Raw genomic sequence first — 23,391 nt, 5'->3', positions numbered from 1 at the left:
GCCCTACGGCTGGGGGGTGTTGGTGAAGAAGGTGGTCATGGAGTGGGGGGTGGTGGGGCCGAAGGAGATGGTGAGGAGTTCGGCGGAGTCTTTGGCTTCTTCGGCGCTGCGGGGGAACATGGCGGATTCGTGGAGGTGGAGGGCGGTTTCGGGGGAGGTGGGGTGGGCGGCGAGGAGGGTGGCGAGTTGGGCGGCGTCGTACATGGCGAGGTTGGCGCCCTCGCCGGACGGGGGCATGAGGTGGGCGGCGTCGCCGATGAGGGTGACGCCGGGGACGCGGGGCCAGCTGTGGTCGGCGGGCAGGGTGTGCAGGGAGCGCAGGACGGGCGGGGTGTCGGCGTCGGTGATCAGGGCGGTGAGTTCGGGGGCCCAGCCGGTGAACTCGGCGGCGACGCGTGACCGCGCCTCGGCGGCGTCGGTGAAGTCGATGTCGGCGAACCATTCGGCGGGCTTGGTCAGCGCGACGTAGGTGTGCAGGACGCCGCCCGGCTCGCGGTGCGCCTGGATGCCCTTGCCGGGGGCGAGCGCGAGCATCGCGCCCGTGCCGACGGCCTGGGCGGCGGCCGGGTGGCGGGTGTCGGCGTCGTGGAGGTAGGTCTCCACGAAGGACATGCCGACGTACTCGGGCTTGGCGTCCGACACCAGCGGACGCACCCGCGACCACGCGCCGTCCGCGCCGACCAGGAGGTCGGCCGTCACGGCTGATCCGTCGGCGAAGGAGACCTCGTGCCTGCCGTCGGCGAGGGTGCGGGTCCCGGTGACCTTGTGACCCCACCTGACGGTCCCCTCGGGGAGCGACTCGAGCAGGACGCGGCGCAGCTCGCCGCGCGGGACCTCGGGACGCAGGGACGCGCCGTCGTCGGGGTCGTCGAGGAGGACCGTGCCGTGCTGGTCGAGGACCCGCGTGGCCTGGCCGCCCTCGTGGACGAGGCCCAGGAACTCCTCGTAGAGCCCCGCCTGCTTGAGGGCGATCTGTCCGTTGAAGTCGTGGATGTCGAGCATGCCGCCCTGGGTGCGCGCGGTGGGCGAGGACTCGGCCTCGTAGACGGCCGACGCGATGCCGTTGACGTGCAGGACCCGCGCCAGCGTCAGGCCGCCGAGGCCCGCGCCGACGATGACGATCGGCTGGTGTTCGGTGTTCATGGTCTTCCCCGTCTCTCCCGGCCCACGGTGCGTCGGGATCTATATGGAATGTCGTTCCATAACAATATGGTACACCGTTCCATGATGTGTCAAAATGGGGACATGGCACGGACAAGAGGCAGGGCCCCCGCGGGCGGACGCGCCGACGCCCTCTCCCAGGAGATCGTCGTCGGCACCGCCGTGGAGCTCCTTGACGAGCACGGCGAACGCGGGCTCACCTTCCGGCTGCTCGCCCAGCGGCTGAACACCGGCCCCGGGGCCCTCTACTGGCACGTCGCGAACAAGGACGAACTCATCGCCCTGGCCGCCGACCACGTGCTGGGCGAGGCGCTGGCCGACGCACCGCGCCCCGAGGGCGGCGTCGCGGGCCTGCGCGCCCTCGCCGTCACCGTTTTCGACGCGCTCGACCGCCACCCGTGGGCGGCCTTCCGCGTCACCGCCCCCGCCACCCTCGAGCACACGCTCAGCCTGCTCGACCGGATCGGCGTCCTGGTCACCCAGACCGGCCTGCCCGCCGAGCGCCACTTCGCCGTCGCCACCGCGATCTTCAACTACATCACCGGCGTCAGTGCCCAGATCATCTCCCCGGCCGTCACCGTCGACCCGTCGGTCCACCGGGACGTCTTCCTCGCCGAGACCGCGGCCCACTGGTCACGCCTCGACCCCGCCGCCTACCCGTTCCTGCCCCACGTCACCGAGGCCCTGCGCGACCACGACGACCGCGACCAGTTCACCACCGGCCTCGACCTCCTCCTCACCGGCCTGACGGCGACGACCCGCCCCCCGCAGCGGTGAGCGCCTTGAGCGTCTGCCACGCGCCGGGGACGTCGAGGCGGCGCGCGGCGTAGGCGGCGGTCTGCAGGGCCTCGCCGAGCAGCGGATCATGCCGGTCGATGGTCTTGCCGGGTGCGAGCGCGGCGAGGTCGTGCGCGTCCGGGGGAGCTGACATGACGAGCTCGCGGAGCCGGGCCAGCAGGTCGTCGGGGGAGACGCCGCTCAGGCACAGCGCGATCCCTGACTGCTCGAAGCGCAGGCCGTCCAGGTGCAGCGCGAGCCCGAGCGCCGTCATGACGGGGTCGCCGCGGAAGGGGAAGACGAGCGTGTCGCCGCCCCAGGCGAGGATCGGGCTCTCGTGCAGGCGCAGCATCCGGTAGTCGGCGCGCGCCTCGGCGAGCAGTTCCTGTGCGGTCGCGTCGAGGTAGACGGGGGTCTCCGGGCTCTCGTAGACCCTGCGCATCTCACGCCTGACCCTGTCGTGGACCGTGGCCCCGGCCCCGGTGAAGTCCGGCGGACGCCCCCCGGACGAGGCGGTCAGCTCGATCGTCCGGCTCCGCTCGTCCACCGCGACGATCTTCCAGCGCCGCCCCGCGAAGATCATCAGGCTCCCGGGGACGGGCGGCGCGACCGGGGCCAGCGTGCCGAGCTGCCTCCCGTCGCCGACGAGCCTGAACTCGACGGGCGAGTCGAACGCGGCGTAGAAGCTGTGGTGGTTGACCAGCCGCTCGCCCTCCTCGTCGTGCAGCAGCAGTCCGTCGCCCTCCTGACGGACCATCCGCGCCGCGCCGAGATCGCGGAGCAGCGCCGCGAACATCCGCTGGTCGACGTGGTGGAACGGGCCCTTCCCGCACAGCGTCCGGTACGCCTCGGCGGGGGTGACGCCGCCGTGCTGGGCGATCAGCGACAGGCACTGCTGGATGAGGGTCGACAGATGCAGCCCCCCGGCGTCGGGCGGCTCGCACCACCGGTCGAGCAGCAGGTTGACCACGGCGATCGTCTGGACGAGCTGCGCCCGCAGCCTGTCCTGCGGCGCGGTGTCCCCGGTCACCTCCTGCTCGGTGACGTAGACGCGCAGAACCGCAGCCCCGCCGCGCCGCCCCGCCCTCCCGAGCCGCTGCCGCAGCGCGGCGACCGAGTTCGGCGCGCCGACCTGCGCCACCGACGTGACCGACCCGATGTCGATGCCCATCTCCAGGGTCGAGGTGCACACCGCGGTGACGGGCCGTGACCTGTCCTTCAGCCGCGCCTCGACGTCCTCCCTGATCTCCTTGGACAGCGCGCCGTGGTGCGGGACGAACTCGTTCGGCACCCCCTGCCGCTCGCTGAGCCGCGACAGCCGGTCAGTCAGCTCCTCGACCTTGGACCGCGCGTTGGCGAACACGAGATTGTCCGAGCCGCGCAGCGTGCGGAAGAGGTGCGCGGCGACGGCCGACGTCTGGTCCGGCGCGGGCCGCTCCTCGCCGGGCACCGGCCTGCGCTGCACATACCCGCGCACCTGCAACCGCAGCTCCTGCCCCTCGGACGCCGAGGTGATCATCCGCACCCCGTCGCCGCCGCGCGGCCGCAGGAACTCGGCGGCGGCGGCCATGTCGCCGAGGGTCGCCGACAGCCCGACGCGCGGCACCCTGCGCCGGACCGCGAGCTCAAGCCGGTGCAGCAGCGACTGGAGCTGCGCCCCGCGCTCGATCCCGATGAACGAGTGCAGCTCGTCAATGACCACGTAACGCAGGTCCGCGAACAGCGCGGCGACCCGGGTGCCCCGCAGGACGAACAGCGCCTCAAGCGACTCGGGCGTGATCAACAGAATCCCCGACGGACGCGCCAGCACCCGTGCCTTCCGGGAGCCGGGCACGTCACCGTGCCAGGGGTGGACGGCGATGCCGAGCCCGCCGCAGAGCCCTTCGAGCCGCTCATCCTGGTCGTTGATCAGCGCCTTGAGCGGCGCGACGTACAGCGCGGAGATCCCCGGGCCGGGCTCGGCCGAGGCCAGCACCGAGCAGATGGGAAGGAACGCCGCCTCGGTCTTGCCCGACGCGGTCGCCGCGCTGATCAGGACGTCGGCGTCGCCGTCGAGCAGCGGCGCGACGGCGGCCTCCTGGGCGTCGCGCAGGTCGTGCCAGCCCTGCTCCCAGATCCAGCGCCGGACGCCGGGGTGCAGCCGGTCGAACGCGCGGGACGCCTCAGAGGCGGAATCCGGCGAGGTCGTCATCGCTGTCCTGTCCGTCGTCCTGGCCGGGATCGTCAAGCGGCGCGAGGTCGGGGTTGGACTCGGGGGCGAGCGCCACGCCGCCGAGCAGGCCCCGCCAGTCCGCGCCCGGGTTCTGCTCGAGGATCGCCAGCAGGTCGCAGAACGCCTTGACTGTGCTGCGCGGCGTGCGGAAGTAGGCGTCGCCGACCCGCTGCGAGCAGTGCCGCATGAACTCCATCAGCGCCTCGTCCGGCACGAGGTGGGCGGCCGGGTCGCCGGCCGCGTACACGTTCCTGACCTTCATCAGCAGGACGTACATGTCCTCCTGGGTCAGCGACGTGAGCCTGACGACCGGCCCGGACAGGTCCACGAGCCCGTCGGACGCGAAGGAGTTCTCCGCCAGCCGCGACTGAAGGGCCGCGTAGCTGTACAGGCCGCGACGCGTGTCGGTGAGCGTCTCAGGGGTGCCGCCGAAGACGAACCCGAGGTGGCCCGCCGAGCCCTGGAGCACGTCGTTGAGTATGCGCAGGATCTGCTCGTAGTTGGAGTTCCTGGCCTGCGAGGACGCGAGCTTGTACAGGTTGACGAGCTCGTCAACGCACAGCAGCAGCCCGTCGAACCCGGCGAGCCTGACGAACCGCGCCATCAGCTTCAGATGGTCGTAGACGTTGCCGTCATCGATGATCGTCCTGACGCCCAGGGCCTGCCGCGCCTCGGTCCGCGTCCCGTACTCCCCGCGCAGCCAGCGCACGGCCGACGCCTTCAGCTGCTCGTCGCCAAGGTCGTGGCCGCGCCAGTACGCGCCGACGACCTCGGCGAAGTCGTAGCCGCCCGTCATCTGCGCCAGCTCCGCGAGCCGGTCCCTGATGATCCGCGCGGGGTCGGCCCCCGCCGTGCCCGCCTCGGTCAGCGCGGTCGAGACGAACCGTTCGACAACGCTCTGCATCGCGCCGCCGTCGGGCTTGGCCCGGGTGGCGAGGTTGCGCATCAGCTCGGCGTACAGGCCGCGCGCCTGGCCGCCCGTCGCGTGCAGCCGCCGGTCGGGGTTGAGGTCGGCGTGCGCGGTGACGAGCCGCTTCTCCATCGCGACGTTGCGTACGAGATGCAGGAAGAACGTCTTGCCCGCGCCGTACTCGCCGACGACGAGCCGGATGGCCGAGCCGCCGTCGGCGATCCGTTCGATGTCGCCGAGCAGCGCCCGCAGCTCGGCGGCCCGCCCCACCTGGACGTGGTGCTGGCCGAGCCGGGGCACGACCCCCGCGCGCAGCGACTGAAGCAGGGCGTCGCGTTCGCGCGGCCGGATCCTGGCGGCGGTGCTCACAGCAGTTCTCCCATCGCGTACCTGTTGATCTCTATCGGGTCGTCGCCCTCGGCGACGGGTTCGCCGGTGTGCTCAAGGGCCGCCTCGTTCAGCCGGTCGAGCGCGCCGTCCGGCATCAGCCGCGCCTCGGCGGCCAGGGCCTCCCAGTCGGCGCGGGGGAGCACGTCGTGTCCGGCGAGCGCGCGCAGCAGCGCGGAGTGCGCGGCGTCGAGCCCGGCGACGGGCGGCGCGGCGGGGGCGGGCGGCGCGGGCGGCTCGTCCTGCTCGAACACCGAGCCGAGCAGCGCCGCGACCTCGGCGGCCTCGGCGAGCCGTGCGGCCAGCAGCGCGGGGTCGAGCCGCACCGACCCGTCGGGCTCGGGCGCGGGGATCGGGTGCCGGACGACGGGGTCGGCGGCCCGCACGGTCACCGGCGCGGAAGCGGGCGGCGGCGAGAGCGCCGCCGCGTGCAGGCTCGTGTGCACGGCCTCGGGGTCGAGGCCGAGCATCTTGCGTATCCGCTTCAGCAGCTTCACCTCGGCCGGGTCGATCACCCCGTCGGCGGCGGCGACGGCAGCGAGGAACCCCGCGACGCGTTCGCGCTGCCCCGCGTCGAGTCCGGCGACCCGCTTGGTGAGGCCGGTGAGCTTCGGCTCGGTCGTCAGCAGCCAGCGCAGGTGCGCCCGCAGCCTGGTCCGCTCGCCGGGCGTCAGGTCGAGGCCCTTCTCCAGATGCGCGACGAGCAGCGCTTTTTCCTCGGCGGCGACTGTCCCGTCCGTGGCGCTCATCGCGACGCCGAGACGCAGCAGCAGCGCCGCCGACTGGTACGGCTCGGACGGCGCGGCGTCCGGCGGTCCCTCGGCGCGGAACAGCACGATCCGTCCCGTCGTCTGGACGGGACCGCCCATGCGCGGGTCGGGTTCCATGCCGACGCCCGCTCGGTCGAGGACACGGGCGGCGTCCACAAAATCCTTCTTGACGGGTTCGGCGGCGCTGATCCGCGCGACGAGGTGTTCGGCAGGAACCGACACCATCGCCATGCCGCCCAGGTAGGAGGCCGCCCATTCGAGGAGGTCGGCGGCCTCGCCCGGATGGTCGTCGGGCAGGTCGGGCGGGAGGACGGCGACCGCGCCGAGCGAGCCGCGCCCGTCGGGCCTGCGGCCGAGGAACCTGCTGTAGGGGTCGAGTGCGTCGGCGCACTCCTCGACCAGCGAGACCGCCTTGCGCAGCGGGGCGGCGTGCGCGAACACGTCGGGCTGGCCGGGCAACGCCAGTTCGAGTGTGCGGCGGAACCCGGGGCTCGCCGGGCGGTACTCGGCCTTGATGTCCTTGGCGCGCGGGCGCAGGATCAGGCCGTCGCCGAAACGGTCGCGGTAGCGGAGCGCGAAGAGCGCGTGGAACTCCGGCGCGCAGCGGGTCAGCGGGGTGCGCGGGGCGTGGTCGGGACGCGATCTGACCCAGGCCAGCGCCCAGTTCGCGGGCAGCGGCAGCTTCGCCGTCGCGAAGCCGCTCAGCCCGAGCCTGAGCGCGGCTGGCACGTGCAGCCGGTCGGGCGGCGGTGGCGGGTGCCCGGTCAGGTCGAACCGGGACAGATGCAGCGTCAGTGCGGTCTCCCTGAACTCCCTGGCGTAACGCCTGAACGAGGCGTTATCCCCGTAGACGTCGAGGAGCCTGTCCACCTCGCGCGCGATCACCGGGAACTCGGCGTCGAACGCTGTGGGGGAGTTGACGAGGTCGTGCAGGAGCCGCCGTTCCAGCCCGTAGAAGAACAGGAACACGTAGCCGATGGGCGCGTCAGGGTGGGATCTTCCCGAGCCGATCCAGGACAGGTACGCGGCCCGTGCCTGCGGCGTCAGGTCGCTGTAGGACGGCCAGTAGGCCAGGGTCCGTCCGTGCCAGTCGGGGTCGCGCCAGTCCACCGGCAGCCATGGATCGACCAGCGCGGGCTCGATCCCGCCGCCCGCCGCGTCGGCCAGCCCCTGCCCCCAGTACAGCAGCTCCCCGGGCAGCCGGTACCCGCCGATCTCCATCGGACGCGGAGCCACCGTCCACCCGGCCCGCGTCCCCCGCCCCGGATGCGCCATGCCCCCGATACTCCAACCCCCCGCGTGATCCCCGCCCCCGTTCCTTCTTTTCGTCTCCGTTCCGAGACGAATCCGAGGGCCGCTCACCGGGACGTGTCGGGTCCCGGTGAGCGACGGGTTCACCGTGCGGGGGTCAGGTGCCCGACCACCACTTGGCGGAGCCGTTGCGGCGGCCGGTGATGGTCGCCCACGGCTTGTAGGTGCGGCCGTCGCCGGTGTAGTAGAACTTGCCCTTCACGCGGGTGGTGACGGAGCTCCAGTTCGAGGTGTGGACGAGCTGCTTCTTGGCCCAGCCGCGCCAGCGGTACACGTTCTTGTTGCGGGTGTAGCTGCGGTACTTGGCCTTGGCCGAGACGACCTCGCCGCCGTTGTAGCACCAGTCGAGCCTGACCTTCACCCAGAAGAGCCACGCGCCCTTCTTGGACTTGCGGTAGCCCGACTTGCGCTCGACCCAGCGGCACGGGGCCTTGCGGATCGCGGCGGCCTCGGCGGCGCTGTAGGGGGTGCCGGCGCGCGCGGCCTTGGCGATCAGCTCGGCCCCGGAGACCGTGCCCTGCCGCACGACGACGTCCTCGACGCCGGGCGACGCCGGAGAAGCCAGGGCGGGGGTGGGCGTCAACGCGAGACCCGCGGCCATCCCGACGGCCACCGCGGACCTGACGGCGAAACGCTTCATGGACTTCTCGCCACCTAACTGCTCGACTCTGCTGTTGGACGGAACGATGAACAAGCAGGAGTCACCCTAGATCGTGCGTGTGATCTTCGTGGGTTTTGACCGGAATCGGCGATGTGTCGCATGCAACCCATCGCCGATCGCGGGTGTCAGGTAGCGGCCGCCGCGTCAGGGCTTGCGTGCCAGGCCACAGTAGGCGTCGACCTCGGCGGGGAGCTCGCCGCGCAGGTCGGGTTCGGCACGCCAGCGGGTGACGGACACCACACCGGGCGGCAGCAGTTCGAGACCGGCGAAGAAACCCTCGATCTGGGCGGGCGTGCGGAGCTTGTACTCGTAGCCGCCCTCCTCGTCGCGGACCTTCTCGGCGTCCGTGGCGGCCTCGACGTCGACGGTGTTGGTGCCGTCCTCGAGCGCGACGTAGCTGCCGGGGGCGAGCGCCGCGACGAACGTCTGGAGGATCTCGTGGGCCCGCGCGTCGTCCCAGACCGTGCCGAGCACGCCGAGCATGCTCAGCGCGACGGGCTCGCTGAAGTCGAGGGTGTCGGCGGCCTCGGCGAGGATCTTCTCCGGGTCGCGGGCGTCGGCGTCGAGGTAGCGGCACACGCCCTGCGGGCTGCTCTTCAGCAGCGCCTGCGCGTGCACGAGCACCAGCGGGTCGTTGTCCACATAGACGATCTTGGACTCGGGCGCGATGGCCTGCGCGATCTCGTGCGTGTTGCCCGCGGTGGGCAGGCCGGTGCCGACGTCGAGGAACTGCCGGACGCCCTGCTCGGCCGTCAGGTACTGGACGGCGCGCGTGAGGAACCCCCGGGTGCCCACGGCGATGTCGCGCATGGCGGGGTAGGCGGCGATCACCGACTCGGCGAACACGCGGTCGGCGGCGTAGTAGTCCTTGCCGCCGAGGAAGTAGTTCCACACCCGCGCCTGGTGTGGGACTGTCTGGTCGATCTGCGGCAGTTCGGCGGACACGGTGTACTCCCCCGGGAAGCGGTACGGATGATCTTCGTTGCCCACTGTACGCCGTACGCCCCGCCAGATCACGACAGATCGTGATAACCGGGCCGGGCGTTTCGCTCACCGGACCGCCGCACGGCGCGGCCTAGGCGTCCGGACGGGCCGCGGTGCTCTCGCGGACCTTCAGGGTGAACGGCGTCTGGATGTCCTGGACGGGGAAGTCCTCGGCCGGCTCGGCGACGCGGCGGGCGATCAGGTCGACGGCGGTCGTGGCGATCGCCGACTTGTCCGGCGCGATCGTGGTGAGCGACGGGATGCTGTAGGCGCTCTCCTCGGTGTTGTCGAACCCGACGACGGCGAGGTCGTGCGGGACGCGCAGGCCGTGGTCGGCGGCCGCGCGCATCGCGCCGATGGCGAGCAGGTCGTTGAAGCAGAACACCGCGTCGGGCGGCTCGGGCAGCGACAGCAGATGCCGCATCGCCTCGGCGCCGTCGCGGCGGTGGTACTCGGTGGCCGGGACGATGAGCTCGTCGAGCACGGGAAGTCCGGCTTCGCCGAGCGCGGCGCGGTAGCCCTCCATGCGCAGCGACGCGGTGCCGCGCCGGGGGTTGCGGCCGATGGCGGCGACGCGGCGGCGGCCGAGGTCGGTCAGATGGCGTACCGCGGTGCGCGCGGCCAGAACGTTGTCGATGGCGACGTGGTCGATGGGCACGTCGACGGCGTGCTCGCCGACCATGACCAGCGGGATCTCGCGGTGGAACGCCGCGAAGTCCTCCGCGGCGAGCGCCTGCGGGCTGAGGATCGCGCCGTCGATCATGTGCGGGCCCATCGCGGTGAGCGCTGACCGCTCCCGGTCGCGGGTGCCCTGCGTCTGCTCGATGAGCACGTTCCAGTTGTGCCGCTGCGCCGCGGTGATGACGAGCGCGGCAAGTTCGCCGAAGTACGGGATCGACAACTCAGGCAGGACGAGCGCGATGAACCCTGTCTTGCCGCGGCGCAGGTTGCGCGCGCCGATGTTGGGCCGGTACCCGGTCGCGGCCAGCGCCTCCTCGACCTTGCGGCGGTTCTCCGGCTTCACGAAGCCGTAGCCGTTGACCACGTTGGAGACGGTTTTCACCGACACTCCGGCGAGCGCCGCCACGTCCTTCAGTGTTGCAGCCATCGGCGTTCCCTTCGTGTGATCCGTCCCCGCAGCCGAAGACTACAGATCGCCCAGGGCTATTTACAACGTTGTTCCAACGTTGTAAAAATGCCGCAGCGCGACCCGGAGGCAGGGCCGAGGCCACGCCTCCCGCGTACCCCCACCCCCCGAAGGAGTTCCCTTGCGAGTTTCCGAACGGCTCATGACGCGCGGCCTGGTCGCCGTCGCGGCGCTGTCCCTGGTCCTCACCGGGTGCGCCAAGAGCGAGACCGAGGACGAGACCACGGGCAACGGCCCCGCCGCGACCGCGGCCGCCACCCAGCCCGGCGACGGCACGGGCTGCACGATCGACCAGACCGGCTACCCGAAGATCGACCTCAAGACCGCCAAGATCGGCTTCTCCCAGTCCGAGAAGGAGGCGAACCCGTTCCGGATCGCCGAGACCCAGTCGATCAAGGACGAGGCGGGCAAGCTCGGCATCCCGTCGGGCAACCTGCTCGTCACCAACGCCCAGAGCGACCTCGGCAAGCAGGTCAGCGACATCAAGTCGCTGCTCGACCAGGGCGCGCAGGCGCTCATCGTCGCGCCGCTCAACTCCGACGGCCTCCAGCCCGCCCTCGACGCCGCCAAGGCCAAGAAGGTCCCGGTCATCACCATCGACCGCAAGGTGACGTCCGAGCCGTGCGCGGACTACCTGACGTTCATCGGGTCGGACTTCGTCAAGCAGGGTGAGCGCGCCGCCGACCAGATGATCCGGATCACCGACGGCAAGGCCAAGGTGGCGATCCTGCTCGGCTCGTCGGGCAACAACGTCACCACCGACCGGACCAAGGGCTTCAAGGACAAGGTCGCGGGCTCGTCCGGGATCGAGATCGTCGCCGAGCAGACCGGTGAGTTCGACAGGTCCAAGGGCCAGTCGGTGATGGAGCAGCTGCTCCAGAGCCACCCGGACATCAACGCCGTCTACGCCGAGAACGACGAGATGGGCATCGGCGCGGTCAACGCGATCCGCGCGGCCGGCAAGAAGCCCGGCACGGACATCAAGATCGTCTCGATCGACGGCACCCGCAACGCGGTCAAGCTCATCACCGAGGGCGCCTACAACGCGGTGGTCGAGTCGAACCCGCGCTTCGGCCAGCTCGCCTTCCAGACCCTCCAGGAGTTCCTTGACGGCAAGCCGATCCCCGCGAACGTGATCATCTCCGACGACGAGTACGACGAGACCAACGCCGCCGACAAGATCGGCAACGCCTACTAGTCACGTCCCGGCCGGGCCCGCGCGCCCGGCCGGCCCGAGATTCCGGCCGGGCCCCGCCCGGGGTGACGGGGCCCGGCCGGTCCGTCCGAAAGGAGTAGCCGTGAGCGAACCCGTGCTCCAGGTCACCGGCGTGACCAAGGAGTTCCTGGGCGTCCGCGCGCTCGACGACGTGTCGTTCGCGCTGCGTCCCGGCGAGGTCCACGCGCTCGTCGGCGAGAACGGCGCGGGCAAGTCGACCCTCATCAAGGTGCTGACCGGCGTGCACCGCCAGGACGCCGGGGAGATCCGCTACCGGGGCGAGCCGGTCTCCTTCGCCGGGCCGATCCAGGCGCAGCGGGCCGGGATCTCCACCATCTACCAGGAGGTCAACCTCGTCCCGCTGATGAGCGTCGCGCAGAACGTCTTCCTCGGCCGTGAGCCGCGCACCAGGCTCGGCCTGATCGACAAGCGGCGCATGGAGGCCGACGCGGCAGAACTGCTCGCCGGGTACGGCATCACCGGCGACGTGCGGCGGCAGCTCGGCTCGCTCGGCATCGGCGCGCAGCAGATGGTGGCGCTCGCCCGCGCGGTGTCGGTCGAGGCGAAGGTCGTCATCATGGACGAGCCGACGTCGTCGCTCGAGCCGCGCGAGGTCGAGACGCTGTTCGAGGTGATCGGACGGCTGCACCGCGACGGCATCGCCGTCCTGTACGTCAGCCACCGCATGGACGAGCTGTACCGGATCTGCGACCGGGTGACGGTCCTGCGCGACGGCCGCCTCGTGCACACCGGCGCGCTCGCCGACCTCGACCGGCTCGCGCTCGTGTCGCTGATGCTGGGCCGCGACCTCGGCGAGGTGCGCGCGCACGGCGCGACGAGCTTCGGCGACGACGGCCACCGCGCGTCCGGCGCGCTGCTCGAGGCCCGCGACCTGACCAGCGGACACCGGCTGTCGGGGGTGTCGGTGACCGTCGGGTCCGGCGAGGTCGTCGGGCTGGCCGGGCTGCTCGGGTCGGGCCGCAGCGAGACCGCGCGCGCCATCTTCGGCGCGCTGCCGGTCGAGCGCGGCACCGTCGTGCTCGGCGGGCGCGAGGTCAAGCCCGGCAGCACCGGCGCGGCGATCGACGCGGGCATGGCGATGCTCGCCGAGGACCGCAAGGCGCACGGCATCATCCCCGAGCTGTCGGTGCGCGAGAACATCGCGCTCGCCGCGCTGCCCAGGCTCTCGCGGTTCGGCCTGGTCAGCAGGGCCCGCCAGGACGCCGTGGTCGACACGTTCGTGAAACGGCTGCGGATCAAGGTCGCCGACCCCGAGCAGAAGGTCGCCGAACTGTCGGGCGGCAACCAGCAGAAGGTGCTGCTCGCGCGCTGGCTGTGCCTCCAGCCCAAACTGATCCTCCTCGACGAGCCCACGCGCGGCATCGACGTCGGCGCGAAGGCCGAGGTGCAGAAACTCATCGACGAGCTCGCCGGGGAGGGCCTCGGCGTGCTGCTCATCTCCTCCGACATGGAGGAGCTCATCGAAGGCTCCGACCGGCTCGTGGTCCTGCGCGACGGCGAGGTCGTCGGCGACCTGCGCGGCGACGACGTCAGCGAGGCGGGCGTGCTCGCCGCGCTGTCGCAGCACGCCGCACCGCTCGACGCCCCGCGCGACGCGCCCGCCGACGCGCAGGACCCCGCCGCTTCCGAAGGGACCCCCGCATGACCGCCGCCGGACTCGCCTCCCGGCCGCGCCTTGACCGAGGCAGGGTGATGGCGTGGTCGCAGAACTACGGCGTCTACGTCTCGGTGGTCGCGCTGCTGCTGTTCAACATCGTGTTCACCGCCAACTTCCTCACCGTCGGGAACCTGCGCACCCAGCTCGTGCAGGTCGCGCCGATCGTCGTCGTCGCGCTCGGCATGGCCCTGGTGATCGGCACCGAGGGCATCGACCTTTCGGTCGGCGCGGTCATGGCGCTGGCCGCCGCGCTGATCCCGCTGTACCTCGGGTACGGGCTCGTCGCGGCGCTGCTCGTCGCGCTCGGCGCGGGCGTCGCGGCCGGGCTGTGCAGCGGGCTGCTCGTGGCACGGGTCGGCATCCAGCCGATCGTGGCGACGCTCGCGCTGCTCGTCGCGGGCCGCGGCCTCGCGCTCGTCATCGCCGACGGGCGGCTCAAGCAGATCCAGAACCCCGACCTGCTGTACCTCGGCTCGGGTGACGTGCTCGGCATTCCCGTCAGCGTGCTCGTCGCGGGCGTGCTCGCCGTCGCGACGGGGCTGCTGGTGCGGCGGACGACGTTCGGGCGGCGGCTCGTCGCGATCGGCGGGAACCGGCCGGCGAGCGAGCTGTCCGGCCTGCCCGTCCGGCGTGTCCTCATCATCGTCTACGTGCTGTGCGGGGTGTTCGCGGCGCTCGCCGGAATCCTCGCCACCGCGCGGCTCGGCGCGAGCGACCCCGCCGACATCGGCATGCTGATGGAGCTGTCGGCGATCACCGCGGTCGTCGTCGGCGGCACCCCGCTGACCGGCGGGAAGGTCCGCGTCGCCGGGACCGTCGCGGGGGCGCTGCTCATGCAGCTGGTCAGGGCCACCCTCATCAAGCACAACCTGCCGGACTCCACGGCCCAGATGGTCCAGGCCGCGATCATCGTGGCAGCGGTGTACGCCGCGCGAGAGCGGAGCAGCCGATGAGCGCGCCCACCCTGGTGAAGACCCCCCGGCCCGAGCGGCGGGACGGCGGGTCAGTCGCGGACGCACTGCGCAGGCAGGGCGCGGCTGTCGTGTTCGTCCTGGTGACCGTGGTGGCCTGGGCGGCGTTCCCGAACTTCGGCACGCCGGGCAACCTCGGCAACCTCGCCCTGGACAGCTCGTTCCTGGCCGTCATCGCCCTCGGCATGACCTTCGTCATCATCTCCGGTGGTATCGATCTGTCCGTCGGATCTGTCTATGCGCTCGGCGGCGTGCTCGCCGCCTATGGGTCGCAGTGGGGGTTCTTCGGCGCGCTGCTGCTGCCGCTCGCCGTGTGCGGGCTGATCGGGCTCGTCAACGGGCTGCTCGTGGCGCGGACCGGGATGGCCCCGTTCATCGTCACGCTCGCCACGCTCCTGTTCGCGCGCGGCCTGCTGCTGGCGATCACCGACGAGGGCTCGACCACCTACAAGATCACCCAGAGCGAGGCGTTCCTCGAGATCGGGCGCGGCGAGCTGTTCGGGATCGGCTACCCCGTCTACCTCGCGCTCGCGCTGTTCGCGGTCGGCGGGGTGGTGCTGCGCCGCACCGGCTTCGGCCAGACGCTGTTCGCCACGGGCGGCGCTGAGTCGTCGGCGGTGCTCATGGGCCTGCCGGTCGCCCGCACGAAGATCGCCGTCTACACGCTGAGCGGCCTGCTCGCCGGGCTTTCCGGCGCGATGACCGCCGCCTACCTGGAGTCCGGCGTGACGGTCATCGGCGTCGGGCTCGAACTCGACGCGATCGCCGTCGTCGTCATCGGCGGGACCCTGCTCACCGGCGGCGCGGGCACCGTGCTCGGCACGGTCTTCGGGGTGCTGCTGCTGCGGGTCATCCAGAACGTCATCAACCAGGTCGGCACGCTGGACAGCAACTTCCAGTCCGTGGTGAGCGGACTGTTCCTGCTCGCCGTCGTCGTCGTCCAGCGCTCGCTCTCGCGCACCCGAAGCTGACCGGGGAGACCTTCCATGCTGCGCTACGCCCTTCTGCACCCGCCCCTGCTCGCGGCGCTCGCCGCGTCCGGGCACGGCGGCAGAATCCTCATCGCCGACGCCAACTACGCGCACAGCACCAACGCCAACCCGCGCGCCCCGATCATCCACCTGAACCTGCGGCCCGGCATGGTCACCGCCGACGACGTCCTCGCGACGCTCCTCGACGCCGCGCCGGTCGAGTCGGCCTTCACGATGCGGCCTGACGACGGGTCGGACGCGCCGATGCGGGCGCGGTTCGCCGAACTGCTCGGGCCCGACGTGCCCGTCAGCGCGCTCGCCCGCGCCGACTTCTACGCCGCGTGCCTCGGCCCGGAGCTCGCCGCGACCGTCGCGACCGGCGACCAGCGGCACTACGCGAACATCCTGCTCACCCTCGGGTCGCGCCCGGCGGACGCGTCATGAGGGCCCCGGACGCCGCAGCGTTCGCCGCGCTGTTCGGGACCGCGCCGGAGACGGCGTGGCACGCGCCGGGACGCGTCAACCTCATCGGCGAGCACACCGACTACAACGGCGGCCTCGTCATGCCGTTCGCGCTCGGCCTCGGCGTCACCGCGACCGCCGCGCGCCGCGACGGACTGCTCGAACTGCGGTCCGTGCAACGGCCCGGCGAGTACGTCGCGGTGAAGCTTGACGAGCCCTCTGGCGCGCGCGGGTGGGCCGCCTACCCGGTCGGCGTGTGGCGGGCGCTGCGCGCGGCGGGCCACGAGGTCGGCGGCGCGGCGCTCCTGCTCGACTCCGACCTGCCGCAGGGCGCGGGCCTTTCGTCGTCGGCGGCGGTCGAGTGCGCCGTCGCCCTCGCCCTGACCGACCTATACGGCCTCGATGTCCCACGCCCCGACCTGGTCCGGATCGCCCAGCGCGCAGAGAACGAGTTCGTCGGCGTCCCCTGCGGCATCCTCGACCAGTCAGCCTCCCTCCTCTGCGAAGACGACCACGCCCTCCTCCTCAACTGCACGACGGGGGAGTCCCGCACGATCCCCCTCCCCATGGACGGCTTCGCCTTCCTCGTCGTGGACACCCGCGCCGCCCACGACCTCGCCGACGGCGAGTACGCCACCCGCCGCACCGAGTGCGAACAGGCCGCCCACCTCCTGGGCCTCCCCACCCTGACCGAACTCACCACCGACGCGCCCGACGTCGCCGTGCTCGCCGACCGGCTCGGCGTCGCCGCGTCGGACGCCGCAGTTTCCCCCGCCGACGCGTTCGACGATGCCGCGCCCGACGGCACCGGCCTCGCCGCCGGCGCGTTCGTCGTCGACGCGCCTGACGTCGCCGTGCTCGCCGACCGGCTCAGCGTCGCCGCGTCGGACGCCGCTGTTTCCCCCGCCGACGCGTTCGACGATGCCGCGCCCGACGGCACCGGCCTCGCCGCCGGCGCGTTCGTCGCCGACGCGCCTGACGTCGCCGTGCTCGCCGACCGGCTCAGCGTCGCCGCGTCGGACGCCGCTGTTTCCCCCGCCGACGCGTCCGACGATGCCGCGCCCGACGGCACCGGCCTCGCCGCCGACGTGCCCGACGTGCCCGACGCGCCTGACGTGCCTGACGTCGCCGTGCTCGCGCGGCGGGTGCGGCACGTCGTCAGTGAGAATCGGCGGGTCGGCCTGGTGGCCGACCTGCTCGGCAAGGGGCGGGTGGGGGAGGTCGGAAAGCTGCTCACCGCCGCCCATCTGTCGTTGCGGGATGACTTCGAGGTGTCCTGGGCGGAGGCCGACGCGACGGTGGACGCGGCGATCGAGGGCGGGGCGTGCGGGGCGCGGATGCTCGGCGGGGGGTTCGGCGGGTCGGTCCTCGTGCTGGTGCGCGAGGGCTCCGAGGACCGGGTCCGGGCCTGCGTCGAGGCGGCCTATGCGCGGCGCGGCTGGGCCGCGCCGCGGTTCCTCGCGGCGGTCCCCGCCGGGGGCGCGCGCAGGGCGGAGCTCGTGCCGTGATGCGCCAGGTCAGCAGGACCGAGATCCGGCTCGCCGACGGGCGCGCGCTGTGGTACTACGACCGCGCCGACGCCGACCGGAGCGCGCCCGACCCGCGTGAGCTGCCGGCGAGGTCGTCGGGCTCGCAGGGCAGGTTCGATCCGCTGCTGCGCGAGTGGGTCACCTATGCCGCGCACCGGCAGGACCGCACGTTCCTGCCCGACCGCGCGGCGTGCCCGCTGTGCCCGAGCATGCCGGGACGGGCGGGCGAGATCCCGTCCGGCGACTACGAGGTCGTCGTGTTCGAGAACCGCTTCCCGTCGTTCTCGCCGGGCCCGGGCGGACCCGCCGACGGGGCAGGGCACGCCGAGGTCGTCTGCTTCACCCCCGACCACGACGCGTCCTTCGCCGCGCTCACCCGCGAACGCGTCGAGACGGTCATGGAGGCGTGGGCCGACCGGACGGCCGCGCTGTCCGCCCTGCCCTACGTCGCGCAGGTGTTCTGCTTCGAGAACCGGGGCGCGGAGATCGGGGTGACGCTGCCGCACCCGCACGGCCAGATCTACGCCTACCCGTTCGTCACCCCGCGCACCGAGCGCGCCCTGGCCTCGGCGCGCGCCCACCGCGACCGCACGGGCCGCGACCTGTACGCCGACGTCCTGGCCGCCGAACGGCTCGGTGAACGCGTCGTCGCCGAGACCGCCCACTGGACGGCGTTCGTGCCCGCCGCCGCGCGCTGGCCGTACGAGGTCCACCTGTACCCGCACCGGAGCGTGCCCGACATTCCCGCCCTGACCGACGTCGAGCGCGCCGACTTCGCCGCCCTCTACCTCGCGGTCCTCGGCGCGTTCGACGCGCTCTTCGACGCCCCCGCCCCCTACATCGCCGCCTGGCACCAGGCCCCGACCCGCACGGGCCGGGACCTCGCCCGCCTGCACCTTCAGGTGTTCACCAACCGCCGCGCCCCCGGCAAGCTCAAGTACCTCGCGGGTTCCGAGGCGGCCATGGGCGCGTTCGTCAGCGACGTCCTGCCGGAGCAGGCAGCCCACCGGCTGCGCGCCGCGCTCGGCGCGGTCAGGCCAGGGTGACCTCGACGGGGAGCTTCTTGATGCCGTTGACGAAGTTGGAACGCACGCGCGGGACGTCCCCGGCGAGCCTGATCGACGACAGCCGGGGGATCAGCTCCTCGAACATGATGCGGACCTCGGTGCGGGCCAGGAGGTTGCCAAGGCACAGATGCGGGCTGCCCTTGCCGAAGGTGACGTGGTCGTTGTCCCGCCGGGTGACGTCGAAGTCGTACGGGTTGCCGAACACCTCCTCGTCGCGGTTGCCCGACGCGTACCACATGACGACCTTGTCGCCTTCCCGGATCGTCTTGCCGCCCAGCTCGACGTCACGGGTCGCGGTCCGCCGGAAGTGGTAGACCGGCGACGCCCACCGCAGGAACTCCTCGACCGCGTTCGGGATGAGCGACGGGTCTTCCTGAAGCCTCGCCAGCTGCTCGGGGTGCTCGATCAGCGCCAGCATCGAGTGGCTGATCGTGTGCCGGGTCGTCTCGTTGCCCGCGACGACGAGCAGCAGGAAGTAGTTGTCGAAGTCCTGCGCGGTCAGCGGCACCCCGTCGCGCGGGGTCTGGTTGACCAGCGTGGAGATCAGGTCGGTGCCGGACCCGCCCCGCCGCTCGGCCGCGAGCGCGCGCCCGTACTCGAACACCTCGAGGGACGCGGGGGAGCGGAAGGGCAGGTCGCGGTACTTCTCGCTCTCCGCGCTGTGCAGCAGGACGTCGGCGTAGTCCGGGTCGGTGTTGCCGATGATCCGGTTGCCCCAGTCGATGAGCTGCTGGTTGTCCTCCGGCGGCACGTCGAGCAGCCGGGCCAGGACGTTGATCGGGAAGTCGGCGGACACGTCGGCGACGAAGTCGAAGCTTCCCTTGGCGAGGGCGGCGTCGAGGGTCTTGGCGGTCAGGCCGCGCAGGAAGTCGGTGTAGCTGTTGATGACGCGCTGGCCGAACTGGCGCTGGAGCAGGCTGCGCAGCGCGCGGTGCCGGACGCCGTCGAGCTCCAGGATCGAGGCGCGCTTGGCGATCTGGTCGTCGTCCAGCTCCTCCAGGTTCACGAACTTCGTGGAGGTGAACGTCTCGGCGTCGCGGTCGACCCGGGCGATGTCGGCGTGCCTGGTCACCGACCAGAAGCCCGAGTTCGGCTCGGGCTCTGGCTGCCAGTGGACGGGGTCCTCGTGGCGCAGCGTGTGGAACATGCGCCACGGGGTGACGCCGTCGGTGAAGTTGCCGAGGTCGGCGAGGTCGACGTCGGCGAGCGCGACTGGCTCGTCAAAGGCGGTCATGCGTGGCTCCTTGGCGGTCACAGGTGGTAGGCGTACTCGGTGAACTCCCAGTCGGTGACGTGCCGTTGGAAGCGTTCGGTCTCGTCCCGCTTGTAGGCGAGGTAGGCGGTGGTGAAGCCGTCGCCGAGCACTTCGGCGAAGGCGGTGTCCTGTTCGAGCGCGTCGAGCGCGGCGGGCAGGCTCGACGGGATCAGCGCGGCCTTGGCGGTGTCGTAGCCGTAGCCCTCGAGCGGCGCGGGCGGCTCCTTGCCCGCGACCACGCCGAGCAGCGCGGCGGCGAGGGTTCCGGCGACCACGAGGTAGGGGTTGGCGCTGGCGTCGGCGAGCCGCAGTTCGAGGCGGGTGCCCGCGCCGCGCTCCGGCGGGACGCGGATCATCGCGCTGCGGTTGTCCAGGCCCCAGTCGATCAGCCAGGGCGCGAGGGTGTCGGGCCCGAAGCGCTTGTAGGAGTTGATCGTGGGGTTGGCCAGCGCGGTGAGCGCGGGCGCGTGCTCGATCACCCCGGCGATGGCGTGCCGCGCGGTGGCCGACAGCCCGTGCGGGTCTGACGGGTCGGCGAACACGTTGTCGCCGTCGTCGTCCGCGCAGGACAGGTGAAGGTGGAAGCCGGAGCCTCCCGCGTCGTTGAACGGCTTGGCCATGAAGGTGGCCAGCCTGCCCTCCCTGCGGGCGAGTTCCTTGATCGCGGCCTTGAGCCGGAAGGCGCGGTCGGCCGCGTCGAGCGCGGCGGAGTGCGTCAGGTTGATCTCGAACTGGCCGCCGTCGAACTCGTGGTTCCCGCCGGTGACGCCGATGCCGAGGTCCCTGGCAAGGCGCAGCGTGCGCAGCAGGTGGTTGTCGGGGTCGGCGCGCAGCCCGGTGGTGTAGACGACGCCGGTCGCCTCCGAATACCGCCGCCACCCCGTGGCCGCCGAGGGGTCGGCCTCGCACAGGAAGTACTCGAGCTCGGGCCCGACGACGGGACGCAGCCCGTGTTCGGCGCAGCGGTCGAGGACGGCGCGCAGCAGGTCGCGCGGGGACTCGGGCGCGGGGGCGCCGGTCAGCGGGTCGGTGACGTCGCCGAGGCACACCGCGACGCCCGGCTCCCACGGCAGGGTGACAAGGGTCGTCAGGTCGGGGTGGACGCAGATGTCGGGGAGGCCCGCGTCGAGGCCGCCGGGCACCGGCACCACGTTGCCCTGCGGGGTGGTGTGGTAGACGGCGCGGCAGAACGCGAGCCCGTGGTCGCAGGCCGACGTGAGCTGGTCGAGCAGCACATCGCGGGCCCGGTCGGTGCCGATGAGGTCGGGGTAGGTCACCCGGACGACATCGACGCCTTCGGCGGCGAGCCGGTCGACGTGCCGGCGGACGTGGGAGGGGTCGAAAGCGCTCACCGGTGTCTCCTCAGGCGGATGTGAAGGTGGCGGTGGGGGCCGTCGGGGCCGGGGACGAACCCGGACGCGCCGAACGTTTGGCATCAAACGGTATGGCGGCCGTCACCATTGCGCAAGAGGTGTGCGGAGAAAAACTATCCAGGTGGATAGGTCTTGACCAGGGGTTCCACGTTTCCTATCTTGTTTGAAGCCAAACGAGTTGGGATGCGCGGTCTCCGCGGATCCTTTGGCCGGTCCGGCCGGTGACGCACACCGGCCGGACCTCGAACAGTCCGGGTTCCCCGCTTCGGCGGCCCCCTACCCCTCAGCACCGGGAGGACCTGCCGTGAAGGTCATCGTCGACATGAACAAGTGCCAGGACCACGGGCAGTGCGTGTTCGCGGCCCCCGACGTGTTCCAGCTCGAGGAAGGCCGCCTCGTCTTCGTCAGCCACCCCGACGAGGCGCTGCGCGACGACGTCGAGGAGGCGGCCGACGTGTGTCCGCTCCAGGCGATCCGGATCGAGGGCTGACCGGTGGCGATCGGCGAGATCGTCGTCGCGGGGGCGTCGCTCGGCGGGCTGCGCGCGGCCGAGCAGCTGCGCGCGGCGGGCTGGACGGGCGGGATCACGCTGGTGGGGGAGGAACCCCACCCGCCCTACAACCGGCCGCCGCTGTCCAAGGAGGTCCTGGCGGGCAAGGCGGCCTTCGACTCCCTGGCGTTCAAGCCGAGGGCGAGCGTCGCGGATGTGACCTGGCGGCTGGGTGAGCGGGTCGTCTCCGCGCGGCTTGCCGAGCGCGTGATCACGCTGGACGGCGGGGAGGAACTGCCGTTCGACGGGCTCGTCGCGGCCACCGGCACCCGGGCCCGCCGCCTGACCTGCCCCGGCCCGGCCGTCGGACGCCACACCGTCCGCACGATCGACGACGCCCGCGCGCTCCGAGGCGTTCTGACGACGCCGGGCGTCCGGGTTGTGGTGGTCGGCGCTGGTTTCATCGGGTGTGAGGTCGCCGCCACCGCCGTCGGGCTCGGCGCGGCCGAGGTGACGGTGGTCGATCCGCTGCCGCTGCCCATGGTCGGGCCGCTCGGCGCACTGCTCGCCGAACGGCTGCTGCGCCGCCACGAGCGGCGCGGCGTCCGGTTTGTCCTGGGCGTGGGTGTCGCCGCGCTGGAAGGCGGCGATCGCGTCACGGGCGTGGTGCTCACCGACGGTTCCGTCATCGCCGCCGACGCCGTCGTGGAGTCGATCGGCTCGCTCCCCAACACCGAGTGGCTTGCCGGCAACGGGCTCGACCTCGCCGACGGGGTCCTCACCGACGACCGGCTGCGCGTCGGCGGGCTCGGCCACGCCGTCGCGGTCGGCGACGTCGCGCGCTTCCCCAACGCCCGCTACGACGGCGTCGCCCGGCGCGTCGAGCACTGGTCGATGCCGGCCGACACCGCCAAGCACGCCGCGCGCACCCTCCTGGCCCACCTCGCCGGGACGCCGCTCGACCCCGCGCCCTTCACCCCGCTGCCGACCTTCTGGAGCGACCAGCACGACTTCCGGCTCCAGTCCTTCGGCGCGCCCGCGCTCGGCAAGGACGACGTCCGCGTCCTGGACGGCGGCCCGGAAACCGACCCCGAAGCCGACGTCGTCGTGGGCTACCACCGCGACGGGCGGCTCGTCGGCGTCGTCGCGCTGGGCGGCCCCAAGGCCGCCGCCGGAGCCGCCCGGCACCGCGCCGCGCTCCTCGAACTCCCGGCCCTCACCGTTTAAGGAACCCGCCATGACCGCCCTCAGTGGCTTCTTTCCCCCCAAGACGGCGAGCGGCGCTTCCGCGCTGATCCCGTCGCCGCCCTGGCTGTACTCCGGCGACCTGCTGACCGTCGAGTACCGCACCGACCCCGCCCGGGTGCGCGAACTGCTGCCCGAACCGCTCGGCCTGGCCGAGGAGGACCCCGGCGCGGTCGCGCTGATCTGGGCGGACTGGCAGTCGTGCTCGTCCGGCCGCGACGAACTGCTCGACCCGGTGCGCGCCCAGTACAAGGAGGCGTTCGTGGTCGTCCGCTGCTCCTACAAGGGCCGGACTTACTCGCGCTGCGTTTACATCTGGGTAGACAAGGACTTCGCTATCGCGCGCGGCCTGCACCAGGGCTACCCGAAGAAGCTCGGCTCGATCCACCAGACCCGCCCGCACCCGTTCGGCCCGGCCCCCCGGATCGAGGCGGGCGCGCGGTTCGGCGCGACGCTGGCCGCCGCCGACCGTCGCCTCGCCGAGGCGGTGGTGACGCTGCGGGAGCCGTCGGAGACCAACGGGTTCGTCAACGGGCACCCGATGGCGCACAACCGCTGGGTGCCGTCGATCGAGAAGGGCAAGGGCCTCGTGCTCGACGAGCTCATCGAGTCGGGCGGCGCGTCCTTCGAGGGCGGCAAGTCCTGGCGCGGCGACGCCGACCTCACCCTGTTCGACGCCCCCACCGAGGAGCTGTCCCGGCTGGAGATCCGCGAGCCGATCGCCGCCTACTACCGCCAGGTCGGCGTCGTCTGGGACGGCGGCCGCCTCCTGGAATCCGCCGCCCAGTGACCCGACTCGCCCAGAAGGAGCCGA

General features: G+C 72.3%; 20 protein-coding genes. 11 read left to right on the top strand and 9 right to left on the bottom strand.

The features are described from left to right. Nucleotides 1-3 precede the first annotated feature (3 nt). Nucleotides 4-1,143: an NAD(P)/FAD-dependent oxidoreductase gene (locus tag R9X44_RS15295; RefSeq protein WP_319814805.1), complete on the bottom strand. Its 1,140-nt coding sequence runs from the start codon at nucleotides 1,141-1,143 to the stop codon at nucleotides 4-6. Between the two features lie 102 nt (nucleotides 1,144-1,245). On the opposite strand from R9X44_RS15295, the gene R9X44_RS15290 reads away from it, so the two are divergent. Then, complete coding sequence (locus tag R9X44_RS15290; RefSeq protein ID WP_319814804.1) at nucleotides 1,246-1,938, top strand: TetR/AcrR family transcriptional regulator; 693 nt, start codon at nucleotides 1,246-1,248, stop codon at nucleotides 1,936-1,938. On the opposite strand, the gene R9X44_RS15285 is transcribed toward R9X44_RS15290, so the two are convergent. The 6 genes from R9X44_RS15285 to R9X44_RS15260 form a co-directional block, all read right to left on the bottom strand. After that, entirely contained in the window at nucleotides 1,898-4,129 is a 2,232-nt protein-coding gene (locus R9X44_RS15285) for a DEAD/DEAH box helicase (protein WP_319814803.1), read from the bottom strand. The genes R9X44_RS15290 and R9X44_RS15285 overlap by 41 nt on opposite strands. Continuing rightward, nucleotides 4,101-5,429 carry an ATP-binding protein gene (locus R9X44_RS15280; RefSeq protein ID WP_319814802.1) on the bottom strand — a complete coding sequence of 443 codons (1,329 nt, stop codon included), beginning with the start codon at nucleotides 5,427-5,429 and terminating at the stop codon, nucleotides 4,101-4,103. The genes R9X44_RS15285 and R9X44_RS15280 overlap by 29 nt, the downstream gene beginning before the upstream one ends. Further along, nucleotides 5,426-7,492, bottom strand: coding sequence for a TerB N-terminal domain-containing protein (locus R9X44_RS15275; RefSeq protein WP_319814801.1), 2,067 nt, complete (start codon nucleotides 7,490-7,492; stop codon nucleotides 5,426-5,428). The genes R9X44_RS15280 and R9X44_RS15275 overlap by 4 nt, the downstream gene beginning before the upstream one ends. Nucleotides 7,493-7,625: 133 nt before the next feature. Then, nucleotides 7,626-8,168, bottom strand: a complete 543-nt coding sequence (locus tag R9X44_RS15270; protein ID WP_319814800.1) for a hypothetical protein — start codon at nucleotides 8,166-8,168, stop codon at nucleotides 7,626-7,628. Between the two features lie 165 nt (nucleotides 8,169-8,333). Next, nucleotides 8,334-9,134, bottom strand: coding sequence for an SAM-dependent methyltransferase (locus R9X44_RS15265; RefSeq protein ID WP_319814799.1), 801 nt, complete (start codon nucleotides 9,132-9,134; stop codon nucleotides 8,334-8,336). Between the two features lie 130 nt (nucleotides 9,135-9,264). Continuing rightward, entirely contained in the window at nucleotides 9,265-10,281 is a 1,017-nt protein-coding gene (locus R9X44_RS15260; protein WP_319814798.1) for a LacI family DNA-binding transcriptional regulator, read from the bottom strand. A gap of 160 nt (nucleotides 10,282-10,441) precedes the next feature. On the opposite strand from R9X44_RS15260, the gene R9X44_RS15255 reads away from it, so the two are divergent. From R9X44_RS15255 to galT, 7 genes are all read left to right on the top strand, one after another. Continuing rightward, entirely contained in the window at nucleotides 10,442-11,518 is a 1,077-nt protein-coding gene (locus R9X44_RS15255) for an ABC transporter substrate-binding protein (RefSeq protein ID WP_319814797.1), read from the top strand. Nucleotides 11,519-11,618: 100 nt separating this feature from the next. After that, nucleotides 11,619-13,202, top strand: coding sequence for a sugar ABC transporter ATP-binding protein (locus tag R9X44_RS15250; RefSeq protein WP_319814796.1), 1,584 nt, complete (start codon nucleotides 11,619-11,621; stop codon nucleotides 13,200-13,202). Next, nucleotides 13,199-14,167, top strand: coding sequence for an ABC transporter permease (locus R9X44_RS15245; protein ID WP_319814795.1), 969 nt, complete (start codon nucleotides 13,199-13,201; stop codon nucleotides 14,165-14,167). Before R9X44_RS15250 ends, R9X44_RS15245 begins: the two co-directional genes overlap by 4 nt. Further along, nucleotides 14,164-15,156, top strand: a complete 993-nt coding sequence (locus tag R9X44_RS15240) for an ABC transporter permease (RefSeq protein WP_319814794.1) — start codon at nucleotides 14,164-14,166, stop codon at nucleotides 15,154-15,156. Before R9X44_RS15245 ends, R9X44_RS15240 begins: the two co-directional genes overlap by 4 nt. A gap of 15 nt (nucleotides 15,157-15,171) precedes the next feature. Next, nucleotides 15,172-15,600, top strand: coding sequence for an RbsD/FucU domain-containing protein (locus tag R9X44_RS15235; RefSeq protein ID WP_319814793.1), 429 nt, complete (start codon nucleotides 15,172-15,174; stop codon nucleotides 15,598-15,600). Then, complete coding sequence (gene galK, locus R9X44_RS15230) at nucleotides 15,597-17,126, top strand: galactokinase (protein ID WP_319814792.1); 1,530 nt, start codon at nucleotides 15,597-15,599, stop codon at nucleotides 17,124-17,126. The genes R9X44_RS15235 and galK overlap by 4 nt, the downstream gene beginning before the upstream one ends. Beyond that, complete coding sequence (gene galT, locus R9X44_RS15225; RefSeq protein WP_319814843.1) at nucleotides 17,126-18,193, top strand: galactose-1-phosphate uridylyltransferase; 1,068 nt, start codon at nucleotides 17,126-17,128, stop codon at nucleotides 18,191-18,193. The genes galK and galT overlap by 1 nt, the downstream gene beginning before the upstream one ends. On the opposite strand, the gene R9X44_RS15220 is transcribed toward galT, so the two are convergent. Further along, entirely contained in the window at nucleotides 18,180-19,448 is a 1,269-nt protein-coding gene (locus tag R9X44_RS15220; protein WP_319814791.1) for a cytochrome P450, read from the bottom strand. The two genes, galT and R9X44_RS15220, sit on opposite strands and share 14 nt — an antisense overlap. A 17-nt stretch (nucleotides 19,449-19,465) precedes the next feature. Continuing rightward, entirely contained in the window at nucleotides 19,466-20,821 is a 1,356-nt protein-coding gene (locus tag R9X44_RS15215; protein WP_319814790.1) for a glutamine synthetase family protein, read from the bottom strand. A 325-nt stretch (nucleotides 20,822-21,146) separates the two neighbouring features. Between R9X44_RS15215 and R9X44_RS15210 the strand changes: the two genes are divergently transcribed. The 3 genes from R9X44_RS15210 to R9X44_RS15200 are packed head-to-tail and all read left to right on the top strand — an operon-like array spanning nucleotide 21,147 to nucleotide 23,367. Further along, a complete protein-coding gene (locus R9X44_RS15210) occupies nucleotides 21,147-21,332 on the top strand; it encodes a ferredoxin (protein ID WP_319814789.1) in 186 nt (61 codons plus the stop codon). 3 nt (nucleotides 21,333-21,335) lie between these two features. Then, entirely contained in the window at nucleotides 21,336-22,559 is a 1,224-nt protein-coding gene (locus R9X44_RS15205) for an FAD/NAD(P)-binding oxidoreductase (protein WP_319814788.1), read from the top strand. A gap of 10 nt (nucleotides 22,560-22,569) precedes the next feature. Continuing rightward, the gene (locus R9X44_RS15200; protein ID WP_319814787.1) at nucleotides 22,570-23,367 is read left to right on the top strand and encodes an acetoacetate decarboxylase family protein; all 798 of its coding nucleotides are present in this window, start codon (nucleotides 22,570-22,572) and stop codon (nucleotides 23,365-23,367) included. The last annotated feature ends 24 nt before the right edge of the window (nucleotides 23,368-23,391 follow it).

The sequence above is a fragment of the Actinocorallia sp. A-T 12471 genome (genome assembly GCF_033875155.1).
Lineage (GTDB): Bacteria > Actinomycetota > Actinomycetes > Streptosporangiales > Streptosporangiaceae > Actinocorallia.
The sequence above is the reverse complement of the archived record's forward strand: the minus strand, read 5'-3'. Positions and strand labels throughout refer to the sequence as shown.

Bases quoted from the DNA above. Each gene is read 5' to 3' on its own strand.
- R9X44_RS15295 (WP_319814805.1), bottom strand. From the start codon at position 1,143: ATGAACACCGAACACCAGCCGATCGTCATCGTCGGCGCGGGCCTCGGC.
- R9X44_RS15290 (WP_319814804.1), top strand. From the start codon at position 1,246: ATGGCACGGACAAGAGGCAGGGCCCCCGCGGGCGGACGCGCCGACGCC.
- R9X44_RS15285 (WP_319814803.1), bottom strand. From the start codon at position 4,129: ATGACGACCTCGCCGGATTCCGCCTCTGAGGCGTCCCGCGCGTTCGAC.
- R9X44_RS15275 (WP_319814801.1), bottom strand. From the start codon at position 7,492: ATGGCGCATCCGGGGCGGGGGACGCGGGCCGGGTGGACGGTGGCTCCG.
- R9X44_RS15270 (WP_319814800.1), bottom strand. From the start codon at position 8,168: ATGAAGCGTTTCGCCGTCAGGTCCGCGGTGGCCGTCGGGATGGCCGCG.
- R9X44_RS15260 (WP_319814798.1), bottom strand. From the start codon at position 10,281: ATGGCTGCAACACTGAAGGACGTGGCGGCGCTCGCCGGAGTGTCGGTG.
- R9X44_RS15245 (WP_319814795.1), top strand. From the start codon at position 13,199: ATGACCGCCGCCGGACTCGCCTCCCGGCCGCGCCTTGACCGAGGCAGG.
- R9X44_RS15240 (WP_319814794.1), top strand. From the start codon at position 14,164: ATGAGCGCGCCCACCCTGGTGAAGACCCCCCGGCCCGAGCGGCGGGAC.
- R9X44_RS15235 (WP_319814793.1), top strand. From the start codon at position 15,172: ATGCTGCGCTACGCCCTTCTGCACCCGCCCCTGCTCGCGGCGCTCGCC.
- galK (WP_319814792.1), top strand. From the start codon at position 15,597: ATGAGGGCCCCGGACGCCGCAGCGTTCGCCGCGCTGTTCGGGACCGCG.
- galT (WP_319814843.1), top strand. From the start codon at position 17,126: ATGCGCCAGGTCAGCAGGACCGAGATCCGGCTCGCCGACGGGCGCGCG.
- R9X44_RS15220 (WP_319814791.1), bottom strand. From the start codon at position 19,448: ATGACCGCCTTTGACGAGCCAGTCGCGCTCGCCGACGTCGACCTCGCC.
- R9X44_RS15200 (WP_319814787.1), top strand. From the start codon at position 22,570: ATGACCGCCCTCAGTGGCTTCTTTCCCCCCAAGACGGCGAGCGGCGCT.